We start from the raw sequence: 12,054 nt of genomic DNA on the forward strand, positions 1-12,054 counted from the left end.
TGAGGTTCTATTGGCAACAAGGTCTCTGGTCCAGAGTAAAGGGCGCTGGGATCAGCTTTGGTCTAATTACATGTCCGGTAAGTTTTTAATTGACGTATAATTCAATTATCAGATTGAGAGAGCACCCATGTTCAAATACGCCTGAGTTGTAAATTGATGTCATATTCTCATATTTATCAGGATTTGCTATTGCTTCCATATTCTTGAATTGAATTGGACGCTGTAAATCTTCGATAGCCCTTTGATCAATAGGTTTGTTGGTATTATGGCATGTCTGCTCAAGTTGGAGTTCGTCGGGCTGAGCCAGTTCATTTGCGTTAGGTGGAATCGCCTCAACTGGCAACTAGTTGAAATTGCCAAGTTGTCGCTGTTGGTCTTCTGTTGAGTTTGCTGATTGCGGTAGAGCTTTGGGCAATAATTCTGTTTGATTATTTGAAATATTTGTTAGCATAAGATCGTCATTAAATTTTGTTTACCTATATTTTTGATCCTAAGTTTACAAAAAAGTTCCATTTACGGAAATTTCCTGGCTGCTACAGAGTTAATAGTCCAATTCCCTGTTCCCTCTTAACCACTCCCTCACAAACCACAACCCATCACGTTCGCCCGTAAGTATCCTCACTGAACATCGCCAGTTCGTCTTCGGTGATCAGACCCTCTTCTTCGCTATCCAGCTTGTTACCCCTTCTGTCAGTTCGCTGGCCAGGTAAATATGGCAAGTCTGGTTTGTCCGTAACCTCATAAACCCCTTCAGCACCACTGGGACGAAGGATTCTGTCTTCCCGCCTGACATCCATTTGTTCACGAGCTTGCTGGCGAGCTGTTTTATTTCAGCCAGCAGATTTGACTCACTTATCTGACAGCATTCCAGTTGTCCGAAATCGCAGGTAACCCCATTGCCTTATATATGCAGTTACTCCCTTTTTCCTGATTAAAGCAGTCAAGAGCCAGTGGGTTTCTCACCTTTACAGGGAAGGCCTGCCTTTGATCACTTCTGCCAACCACAAGATAGTAGCCACCTGTCGGTTTGTCATGGAACAAGGCAATGACCATGCTTTTGTTGTGCTCGGCCCTGGCTCTTTCAACACTGGTTGGTGATCGTTTTGTTTTTGTCCCGGCTCCTACAACAATCTGTTTAAGTGTGGATATGACTTCTGAGCCAAAAAGTGTCTCCAGAAATGTGTGTCTTTGCTGAGCTGTGAATAGTTCCAGCCGCTTGCAGTCTCTGTAATCAAATAAGGGCCTGCCAATGAAGTCGTCGTACATCGCCTTTGCCATAAGCTCGAACTCCTGATCAGCAGGAGATGCTTTGCGCTCCTTGTCATACCCCCAGCCGAATGGATATTGCTTCAGCTTAAAGAGTCGTAATATATCATCAGCGTATTTCCGGACACATTGGCGCTGACTCTCTGAGTGTCTGGATGCTCCTTTTTCAAACTCAGCCAAAAATTCCCTGCGTGTCCATTTTGCCGGATCACCTTTGACATCCCAGTTTTTTGGAAAGACCACGGATTGTTTCAGCAGGTGCAGCATTGTTCCATCAATATTGCCGCCGTTGCCTGGCACTTTTTCATTTTCTGCTATTTCAGAGAGTTTTCTTGCTGAGGGTGGAGCAATCTTTTCGGCAATCTGGCGGTAGCCTACGGTTTCTGAAAACTTGTGGACACATTCGCTGGGCTTCATTGCCTGCTGTTTGACCCGGTTAAGATCATTGACAATGGCTCTTGATTTTTCTGCACAGCGCTCTTCCAGAAATTGATCCAGCTCTTTTCTTTCAGGCTCGCTTTGACAGTTTTCTACAAACTTCAGCACCGCATCTGCAATAGCTAAATCCCCCTTAAGCTTACGGATGTCGGCGATGGATGGGTAGGTTTTTGTGACAGTGACAGGCTTTGGTGTTTCCCTGGCAACAGGTGGTTTGCTGCTGGCAGGTTTTGCTTCAGGCTTTGGGGTGGATGGTTTTGACATCACTGGTTCTGGCTTTGTTTCTTCTTCTTGGTTCTTTTTGGACTGTTCAAGGAATTTCCACCCCTCTTCAAGTGTTCTGTCTACCTCCTCCATTTCCTTATCTGTGGCTTCACGGCGCTTTCTTTCCAGTTCTGAAAGCTGTGAGGTTGAGTGTTTATTGGTAGTTTTTGTGTTGTCCTGCTTTTTGTGTTTTTTATTACCTGACAGTGGTTGGTCAATAGCGCCGGCTACAGACTCTTTTTTGCCATCATTGTTTGAGTGTGGCTGATTGACACCAGAATCAGAGCCCGGGTCTCTGCCATCTGGAGCAGAAGGGACGGAAACGCCAGAGTCTCTTACCAGCGCGTTTACTTCATTGCTCATGAAGTTAAAAGCGGAAAGTGTCTGTAACCTGCAAAGAAGAGACTTATCGGTATCCGATTCAACCTTCTCCAGAGCATCTTTAAACGTGGGGTTACCGAAGGCTTCGGATATGCAGGCAGTTCTGACATCATCCATCAGCATGCCCAATTTCTCGGTCATTTGATCGATCGCATGTTTGATGATTTCTCCCTTTGCTTTCATGCCTGCTGGCATTTGCCTGTCGAGCTGATATACGCGTCGTACGAACTCAGTAAAATGATGTGCTGCTGTTGCCTTATCGGGAGAGACAAAATCGTGAGCCCTGAAAGTAAATAGCTCTTTTAATTCCAGAATGGCTTTTTGTCCCTTCCCCTCTCTGATTTTTCTCAAATTCTGCGAAAGTTTAATTTCAAACTTCTGATAATCCTGATCAGGTAATTCAGGAATAAAAGGGAGTGCTATATCTTCATCGAACAGTTCATCCAGCTCTGAGTCTGAAATTTCAATCTCATCGGCTTGCTTCCGGGAAGGAGGTTCTTTAGGTCTTTCCGGCTCTTTAGGCCTTTCCAGTTCTTTAGGCTTTTCCGGCTCTTTAGGCCTTTCCAGTTCTTTAGGCTTTTCTGGCTCTTTAGGCCTTTCCGGTTCTTTGCTCTTCTTTTTGGGTGCTGGCTTTTCCATCTCTGGCATCATCATGCCGAACAGTTTTTCATGTTCCGGGGCGGAAGTCTTGACTGTACCCGGGAAAAAAGCGTGTACTTGGCTAACAACCTGAGGATTGTACTTGTTGAGGCTTTTACGGGTGGGAGTGGACGCAAAACTCTTACTGAAATTAGATTTTTGACCGGGATCTTCATCTTCCCAGTGGCAACTCTGTCGCTCTGTATGGGCAGAGTTACTGCCACGGCGAGCAGCAGAAGAATATTGTGTGTTCAGCCTGTGTGGTGAGAGCTGGTTATTAGTATCCACTTGATAATCCCTGACTTAAATAACTGGATTTAATTAAAGTTAGAGTTTTGTAAGTCCAAAAAATTCAATATCAGCTCAGGGAATTCATCATTAATTTATAAATTACTGAATAAAAAAGTTATTTTATACTCCTTTGAATGCATTTAAATGAAGGTTTATTTGGGATAATAGTACCTATTAGCTCTGCGCAAGGAGCAATTCTCAAAAACTACTTATATATTAAACCACTAGAATCAACGCTCTATCGAAGCGATAAATGATTTAAATAATGAAAATCCTGGTTGCTTCCGGCTAGCTTTGCCATTATGTTTTAACTGTTTTTTTATACAGTCTGGGTTTTCTTGTAAACGCTGATGCCCAGATTAGCCTGTCAGATTCATTACGACCAGCAAAGCATGGAGACTTCAGGGACTTGTTACACATTATTGATGATATTCGGCAACAAGCCGCCTTGAAACTTGATCAAGCCAAACGGAGTGAGCAAGGGCAGTATATGACGCCAGCGCCAACAGCTGAGCTGTTGGCGTCCATGTTTGATAATTTCAGCGGCGATGTCTCATTGCTGGACGCTGGGGCAGGTGTTGGCTCCTTAACCGCTGCTTTTTTGCAAAGAGTGGTTCAGGAAGGCGGTGTCAATAAAATTACCGCTACCGCCTACGAAACCGACAAGGTTCTGATTAATAACTTGCACAATAGCATGGCTCTGTTTGCCGAGGTTGCAGGGGAGCAAAAGATTCAGTGGCACAGTAATATTATCCCGGCCGATTTTATTGAGAGTGCTGTCAATCAATTGCAGGCGATTTCTTTCGATGCGACCCCTATAACTCGTTACAACAAGGCGATTCTTAATCCACCTTATTTCAAGATCGGCAGTAAAAGCCGCCATCGAAAGTTACTCCAGCAGGTAGGCATCGAGACCGGCAACCTCTATTCCGCCTTTGTTGCACTTGCCATCAAACTTCTTGAGCCTGGTGGTGAACTGGTGGCCATTACCCCGCGCAGTTTCTGCAATGGCCCGTACTTTAAAGGATTCAGGGATATCCTGTTAGAGGATACTGCACTGAAGAAAATCCGGGTATTCAACAGCCGTACGAAAGCGTTTAAAGGGGACAAAGTCCTGCAGAAAATGTGATTTTCCATCTGGTAAAGGGGGAACCACAGGGGGATGTGGAAATTTCATCCAGCAGTTGCGCTGAAGACCGGAACCCGATTATTCGAATCACCCCTTTCCATGAAGTGGTTAATTCAGATAATCCAGACCGTTTTATCCATATTGTGACCTCAGAGCAGGAAGCTGATATCGCCGTTAAGGTTGGCGGTTTGCCTTGCTCATTGTCTGATTTGGGCCTTGATGTCAGCACCGGAAAAGTGGTTGATTTCAGGACCAGAGATAACCTCAGAATGGAGCCCGAAGCGCAGACTGTGCCGCTAATTTATCCTATGCATTTAAAAAATGGTTCTATCGTATGGCCAATAAACAATGTAAAAAAACCGAATGCCCTGCTTAACAACAGTGAAACCGCCAAACTGATGGTTCCCAACGGCACTTATATTTTGACCAAACGACTGACAGCAAAAGAAGAAAAGCGTCGGATTGTTGCCTCCCTTTATGAAACGTCTGTTGCTGATGTAGACGTCGTTGGCTTTGAGAATAAAACCAACTATTTTCATGCCTTGGGTAAACCGTTGCCGCAGGATCTTGCCAGGGGTTTATGGCTGTTTTTGAACAGCACCATTGTTGATCAATATTTTCGGCAGTTTAACGGGCATACCCAAGTCAACGCCACAGATCTGAGAAACTTGCGTTACCCGACAACAGAGCAGTTGCAAGCTTTAGGGCATAGAGCAAAAGGGAACTCGCTGCCATCTCAGGAGGAGATCAATCGTCTGGTGTCGGCTATTTTTCAGCCAGTAATCCCTTCCTTCACGATCGAGCTTAGTATTCTGGCCTCTTTGTAAGATACCAATATGTGCTCCAACGTGAGCTGTAGCTGCGCCGTCTTTGAATGCTGTACCAATGGGTGCCTTACTGAACCAGTTGGAGCGGGTATCCAGGAGAGCAAAAACAGCATCCACCATGTCTGGTGTTTTCTGGTCAATTCTCTGAAGCACTTCAGCAATTTTCGTCTTTGATATTCCGGAAAACTCTTCGGGCACCGCGGTCCCTTCTTCAGAAATCAGCCTGTTTCTCAGTGCAATAGCATCGTCAACTACGCCCATGATTACCTAAACCTTGGGTCAGGGAAATGTGCGAGGATTTTATAGATCTATTGGAAAGGAATATACAACGGAATACTTCTGACTAATTTACACAATAATTCGACTCAATTGCTAATCTGAGCCGCCTGATTCTGTGTCTTTGTAGGAATACTCACATTGATACGTATCAATGCTTGCAGTTGAGGTGCTCAGCCAAGGCCAATGACATTTTTCCCGTATTGGGGATGGGATACCGTTTCTGAACTTAGTACCATTGCCTTCTATTAAATCGTCTGCTGCGTTCCGCAGAAATGATATCAAAGGAGGCGTTGCTATGGATCGTATCCATCTGGCACAGGTACCACGAAACAAGCAGGGCAAGATCAGTTATTCTTCCATCCCTTCTATGGTAGTGCGGGTGATGGTGGCTGAAGAGGAGCTATCGGTTTTGCAACGACGGGTGAAACGGCACCATGATGTTCGGGACCGATTGCACATTTGTGAAGAGGAGCTGGCTGGGCTGGAGGCGCATATTGCTGATTTGGAAGAGAAGTTGGGTGAGTGGCGGGCGTTGCTGGCGGAGGCGTGAAAGCGGTTACTTTTACAGCCTGATGGTCACAGCCGCCAGAGTCTCTTCACTGAACATGGCAAGAAGAAAAATAGAGAAAAATAGGACATCCACATTTTCTTGATTATTCAGACATCTCGACTACTTTTTTAGCATCAAAAACTTAAAGATCGCTACTAAAACATGACGACTGCTCGGAAAAACTTGATAGACCCAGCCTCTACACCTTATTACCACTGCATGGCTCGCTGCGTTCGTCAAGCCTTTCTCTGTGGTAAAGATTCGTTTTCCGGTAAGAACTGCGAACACCGTCGCCAATGGGTGGAAGACCGAATTCAACAGCTATCGTCAATCTTTGCATTGGAAGTTTGTGCTTATGCGGTCATGTCCAATCATTACCACATCGTGCTTTACATCAACCGTAAACAGGCCAGGAGCTGGTCTACCAATGAGATTCTCACTCGTTGGTCTTCCCTGTTTTCAGGCCCGATGCTGGTCCAACGATTTCTCTCTGGCGAACAATTGCGCGAGGCAGACAGGCTTCGGGTGGATGAGTTTGCTGAAGAATATCGTTGTCGTTTGATGGATATCGGCTGGTTTATGAGATGCCTCAACGAGCATCTGGCCAGAAAAGCCAATAAAGAGGATAACTGTAAGGGAAGGTTCTGGGAAGGACGTTATAAAAGCCAGGCGCTGCTCGACGAAGCGGCTCTGCTGACTTGTATGGCCTATGTCGATTTAAACCCTGTTCGAGCCAAAATGGCGAAATCGCCAGAGACCTCTGAATACACTTCTATCAGCAAACGGACGAAATACTACTCAGCTCCATCCGGTAAAAAGCAACCTGCCAAATTGAAGCCCTTCAAAGAGCCAGGACAAAACCCTGACCATGCATTGCCTTATGCACTCAGTAGTTATTTTGAACTGGTTGACTGGTCGGGAGGAATTGTTCGTCAAGGTAAGCGAGGTTGTTTAAACGACAACATTCCCTCAATACTTAAGTTTTTTGATATTCCGCCGGATGAGTGGATTAAAACCATGCAGTGGAATAATCGTTTCTATCGGGCCGTTGGTACGCTGGCATCACTGAAAAGTTATGCTGAGAAAGTGGGAAAGTCTTGGGTACATGGTCAGAGTATCAGCGCTTTGCTATTTGCAGGCTAACTTTCCGTCCGCCATATTGTTGAAGCTGAAAAAACTCTGACTTCAGCCCCTGCCCTTCACACTACGCTATAGACTCTGGCAGCTCATAAGTGAACTTCTAAGTTCTGATTGCTTTTCTCTTCCTTGACTGTGACCTTCATTTCCGTAATTAGCGAACGAAATATTTGATTATCTTGGCTTTAAAATCTTTGGGTGTCCTTTTTTTGCTCTTTAAATCTTTGGATGTCCTTTTTTTCCCTTTTTTTCCTTGTCAGGGTAATGAATGATTACTCATCATTCGGCTCTTCACTCAGTACTCTCATGGTCACGACATCCGAATCAGCCTGACGATGGGTGTAATAACGCCAGGCGAATAAAGCACCGAGACCCAGAGCAGCCGCCACCCCTACAGAAATCCCGACAATGGCCCCAGTGCTTAGGGTTGTTCCTGCCTGGACTCCGGTTGCCAGGGCGGTTAATGCTGTTGAGGCTCCAGAATGATTGACCAGTCCGGTATTCAGCGTCGATGGAGCACTTGAACTTGGCAGGGAGGGTGCAAACAGCAAATCCGTTGTTGTACAGTTCCCGTAACCTTTTGAAGGCTGATTCATTACCCGACAATCATTGGCCACAAATCGTTGATCGGCAATATCACACAACTGATCTAAAAAGGACTGGGACACATTACCGACATTTTGCAACCCGCCGTTTACAGTGACCTTCACTGCCTGAACACTTTTTCTCATTTTAGTAATAGAGGAATGACCGGAAGGATAGGAAAATACATCAATCTGTCCAGCAGCAATATCTGCTACTGCACTTTCACCGCTGGCAGTAATGTTGCCTCTCACCGCAATAATGCCCTCTGTTTTTCCCCCATTTAAATAACCGGTCCCAATGGCAGCATCAGCTTGATCTCCGGAGGTGTTGACGATACAGTCAATGGCCCTGGTATCAAGAACCTCACATCCAGTTTCACCCACACCAATGGCGGCATTCGCGCTCTTTCCCAGGGTCTCTACATTACAGGCTATTGCTGTTGTGTTTGCTAGCAGTCCACCAGGTTTACAATCACCAGCACCGATACCAGCATCTGAAAAACGTCCTCCGGTCTTTACTGAATTTCTCACAGCGGTCAACTTTTCCAGTTTGCCCCCGTCATATATTCTTCCCCCACCAATGCCGGCGAAACTATCAGTCGCATCGGTTTCAACATGGCTGTCCAGAACGGTAAGATGGCTAATTCGGCCCTCAACGATTCCGGCACCAATGCCGGCGGGGGAGTGGTCACAAGCTGTTTTGACCCGACTGTTTTTTACAGTCACATGTTGTATATCTCCTTCAGCCCTACCACTGACAATGCCAACAGCTCCAGATTTACCAGTACTGGTCACTGAGCAATCATTGACCCAAACTTGCTCAATATTGCTATTCTCCTGCTGGTGGCCTGTTATCACACCTGCATGAGTCATCGATGCTGCGCCACGCTCGCCATCCTTGTTAGTCACAACGCGGGAGTGTTCTATCAGCAGGTTTTCCAGACGGCTTCCTTCGCCCATTTTACAGGCGACTACGGCACTGTATTTATCATTACTCTCAACATGGGCCTGCACCATGCTCAGATCACGGACAACACCATGCTTTGCAACCTTGCCAAATAAACAATGTCTCTGACCAGTGATCTTATGACATCCGCCATCGTAATCCCCATAAAACGGCTGATCTTCACTGCCAATGGTTACATCGCTGTTGATATCCTGAGTCTGGACATAATGACCCGATAACGGGTAACTGTCATTTTGGCCAATTTGTTCCAATGTTTCCCGGTTTGGTACCGGAATCGGGCGATCCGTTGCATTGCTCGGTGCAGGTGAAGCAGCAGAAACGGGTATCTGCCCCATAGTGATCATGGCAGCAGCGGTGAGCACTTCCCGGGTCATACTACTTTGGGCGATCGGTCGGCGCTTCTCACCGGTACATTTTTGCCCGGAAAGCTCTCCCTTTACAGCATCTTTTTCTTGCATGTAGTCAATGGCTTTACCTGCAAAACTACCAGCGGAACATAATTTAGAAGCCACATCAGCCAACACTTTCACTTGCGGAACCCAGGCTCCCGCCAGTTGAGCGACTAATCCAGCACCCTGGCAGATATCATTCAGCATTGATTGGCTGGGTAGTGCAACTGGCTTTGAATCATACGTCACTGATTCATTATTATTGGCCGAAGGCTGCTGGTAATAAGGAGAGAGCGACTGAAAAAAAGGAATGACAGCAGAGCGCGCAATGACACTCAAACCATTTAACTGCCCGGTATTACCCGTTCCGGAGTTCTCCTGCTCGGGAGATGTACTGAAAACGTTGCCCGGATATGTTACTCCAGCATAATTCTTTTCGGTTGGTGTTTGCATACTCTTTCTCCAGATTCATGAGGAAAATCATAATCCTTGTGATTACTTTTAATAACAAAAGACTAATGCACGACTTTAGAAGGCATCACGAGTATAAGAAAAGCAATGAAAACAAAAGTCGTACGACGATATTCTGTTATTCATATCAACGCATCCCATCTGCCGAACAGCTTAGAGCAGGAGGGATAAATCGCCAATTTGAAGCAAACCAGAATTCAGCGAAGCAGTGTCGATGACCTTCAGCCCATTATCGATGGTTATAACGTATGATAATTACTGAACCGTGAACTCGCGTATTGCCATCTTTTGAGGTGGTAGTATGCTCAGGCAAATCCAATGTTATATCGTGTTCAGGTGTTTGATGAGTGAGCAGGAACCTGCATTCTGGCAGGTAAAATCGTTAACCGAGATGACGCCCGAAGAGTGGGAGTCGCTCTGTGATGGCTGTGGTCGCTGCTGCCTCAATAAGATTATTGATGCGGATACGGATGAGATTCACACAACGGCGGTAGCCTGTCGGTTGCTGGACCTGGAGACTTGCCGCTGCAGGCATTATAAACACCGTCGCAAGTATGTGGATGACTGCATCAAGTTTACCCCGAAAACCCTGCATGAGCATTTGCCATGGCTGCCGGACAGCTGCGCTTATCATCTGCTCTACCATGGTTATGACTTGCCACAATGGCATCCTCTGAAAACCGGAAACCCGGACTCTGTCCATGAATCCGGTTTCTCCATCAAGGGCAAGGACATCGCTTCAGAAGAAGATGTTCCGGACCCTTCGGACTGGTTTGATTATATTATCCGGGTGAAGTGAGGCGGTTTCTGAACGACTTTCAGATTACTGCCTCAGTGATTGGATGGTGTGTGTGGCACCCGCGCGGACGAAGTCGGCGTCACAGCCAGCGGTGACCAGGCTGAACCCTTTTTTTCGCATACGATCAGCGAACTCCGGTCCCATGCAATGAATGGCAGCGGGAACATTATGCTTTTTGCTGCAGGCAAGGATATGTTCGATGGCCTCCATAACAGGGGCCTCATAGTGGTCAGGTTGGGGCTGACAGCCCAGGGCGTAGGACAGGTCAAAGGGGCCAATATAGATGGCTCCCAGTCCTTCAGTGCTGAGGATATCATCCAGGTTATCCAGGGCCTGACGGGTCTCTATCATGACCATGGGCAGAATGGTCTCTTCTGCTTTTTCCGGGTAATCACTGCCTGCATAGATCATCGCCCTGCTGGGGCCAAAGCTGCGGTTGCCTTTGGCGGGGTAACGGCAGGTGGCGACAAATTCCCGGGTCTGCTCTGCGGTTTCAATCATTGGGCAGATAACGCCATAAGCACCGGCATCCAGCATCTTCATAATGATGCCCGGATCAAGCCAGGGAACCCTGACCAGCGGAGTCACCGGGGTGGTGGATATGGCCTGCAGCATGGCCAGGGCCGATTCAAAGCCAATCATGCCGTGCTGCATATCGATGGTCATTGAGTCAAAACCCTGGTGGGCGATCAGCTCTGCCGTCATTGGGCTTGGATGGATAAGCCAGCAGTTGATGGCTGTCTGGTTCTGCTGGAAAAGGCTCAGTACCTGATTCTTTCTCATTGTTGATCATTGTTATCTATTTGCTGTGGTCAAAACAGTATAGCCAACGGACGAGCGGGTTAAGCGGTTGCTTTTCTGTATGATAATTGGTCCCAAGGCTTGTCAGCGGGGTGGAAAACCTTACACTAGCCGGTGGTCTGTCCGGAGACGGGGTTTTCCTGACTTGCCCTGTTTCCTGACAATCCCCGGGGTAATTTGAATATTGGCACAAAGAGTCTGTGATCGAATGACAGCCCATGGCACACTTTACGGCCTGGTTCTGGCTGGTGGCCGTTCCTCCCGGATGGGGCAGGACAAGTCACGCCTGAACTGGTGTGGCAAACCGCTTTACCGGCATATGGTTGCTCTGCTGACCCGGGCCGGGATTGATCAGGTTCTGATCAGTGGGTCCGGTTTTGCCCCGGATGACTCTGTTATTGCCGATGTGGTTCCCGGAAGAGGCCCGCTCAGCGGCATTCATGCGGCTATACAGCAACTGCAGGATGGCGACCGGCTGCTGGTGATTCCTGTAGATATGCCACTGGTTCCTGCCGATGCGCTCCGGACACTTGGCGATCTACAGCAGGCTTGCTGTTTTGCGGGTTTTAATCTGCCGGTGATATTGCCGGTCACTGCGGAATTGCGACAAGCCGTTGAGAGTTCCATCACCAGTGACAATCCGAAGGACTATGCCCTGTGGCACCTGCATCAGCTTTCAGGTGGGCAGACCCTGCCGCTGCCGTCATCCATGGCAGACCTTTTTGTCAACGTCAATACACCAGAAGACTGGCATAATCTGGTTAATAAGGCGGTTGTTCAGACGTAGGCTGTCGTCCACATTGCGGGCCTGGTCATGAGCACCCCTGAATACGATTGAAAAT

Annotated in this window: 9 protein-coding genes and 1 pseudogene; 6 read left to right on the forward strand and 4 right to left on the reverse strand. The window is 47.1% G+C overall.

The genetic code is table 11. The features are described from left to right. Nucleotides 1-719: 719 nt before the first annotated feature. Nucleotides 720-838: pseudogene (locus tag J7439_RS27280) on the reverse strand (ADP-ribose pyrophosphatase); the annotation flags it as partial. A gap of 14 nt (nucleotides 839-852) precedes the next feature. Next, nucleotides 853-3,276 carry a hypothetical protein gene (locus J7439_RS20995; protein WP_209203952.1) on the reverse strand — a complete coding sequence of 808 codons (2,424 nt, stop codon included), beginning with the start codon at nucleotides 3,274-3,276 and terminating at the stop codon, nucleotides 853-855. A 412-nt stretch (nucleotides 3,277-3,688) separates the two neighbouring features. Here J7439_RS20995 and J7439_RS21000 point away from each other — a divergent pair, with 412 nt between their 5' ends. The 4 genes from J7439_RS21000 to J7439_RS21015 all read left to right on the forward strand — a co-directional run bounded on the left by J7439_RS21000 (nucleotide 3,689) and on the right by J7439_RS21015 (nucleotide 7,207). Further along, a complete protein-coding gene (locus tag J7439_RS21000) occupies nucleotides 3,689-4,408 on the forward strand; it encodes an Eco57I restriction-modification methylase domain-containing protein (protein WP_209203953.1) in 720 nt (239 codons plus the stop codon). Then, nucleotides 4,405-5,235 (forward strand): hypothetical protein, encoded by an 831-nt coding sequence (locus J7439_RS21005; protein WP_209203954.1) that lies wholly within the window; start codon nucleotides 4,405-4,407, stop codon nucleotides 5,233-5,235. Before J7439_RS21000 ends, J7439_RS21005 begins: the two co-directional genes overlap by 4 nt. 574 nt (nucleotides 5,236-5,809) lie before the next feature. Then, nucleotides 5,810-6,064, forward strand: coding sequence for a hypothetical protein (locus tag J7439_RS21010; RefSeq protein WP_209203955.1), 255 nt, complete (start codon nucleotides 5,810-5,812; stop codon nucleotides 6,062-6,064). Nucleotides 6,065-6,226: 162 nt separating this feature from the next. Continuing rightward, nucleotides 6,227-7,207, forward strand: a complete 981-nt coding sequence (locus J7439_RS21015) for a transposase (RefSeq protein ID WP_502950434.1) — start codon at nucleotides 6,227-6,229, stop codon at nucleotides 7,205-7,207. A gap of 266 nt (nucleotides 7,208-7,473) precedes the next feature. Here the strand turns inward: J7439_RS21015 and J7439_RS21020 are convergent, their stop codons facing one another. Beyond that, nucleotides 7,474-9,594, reverse strand: a complete 2,121-nt coding sequence (locus J7439_RS21020) for a hypothetical protein (RefSeq protein WP_209203957.1) — start codon at nucleotides 9,592-9,594, stop codon at nucleotides 7,474-7,476. 361 nt (nucleotides 9,595-9,955) lie between these two features. Here J7439_RS21020 and J7439_RS21025 point away from each other — a divergent pair, with 361 nt between their 5' ends. Next, nucleotides 9,956-10,411 carry a YcgN family cysteine cluster protein gene (locus J7439_RS21025; RefSeq protein ID WP_209203958.1) on the forward strand — a complete coding sequence of 152 codons (456 nt, stop codon included), beginning with the start codon at nucleotides 9,956-9,958 and terminating at the stop codon, nucleotides 10,409-10,411. Between the two features lie 24 nt (nucleotides 10,412-10,435). On the opposite strand, the gene J7439_RS21030 is transcribed toward J7439_RS21025, so the two are convergent. After that, nucleotides 10,436-11,194, reverse strand: a complete 759-nt coding sequence (locus tag J7439_RS21030; protein WP_209203959.1) for an HpcH/HpaI aldolase family protein — start codon at nucleotides 11,192-11,194, stop codon at nucleotides 10,436-10,438. Between the two features lie 202 nt (nucleotides 11,195-11,396). Here J7439_RS21030 and mobA point away from each other — a divergent pair, with 202 nt between their 5' ends. Beyond that, the gene (gene mobA, locus J7439_RS21035) at nucleotides 11,397-11,999 is read left to right on the forward strand and encodes a molybdenum cofactor guanylyltransferase (RefSeq protein ID WP_209203960.1); all 603 of its coding nucleotides are present in this window, start codon (nucleotides 11,397-11,399) and stop codon (nucleotides 11,997-11,999) included. Nucleotides 12,000-12,054 lie beyond the last annotated feature (55 nt).

It is taken from the genome of Salinisphaera sp. G21_0 (genome assembly GCF_017744115.1).
In the GTDB taxonomy this organism is placed as follows: domain Bacteria; phylum Pseudomonadota; class Gammaproteobacteria; order Pseudomonadales; family Endozoicomonadaceae; genus Endozoicomonas.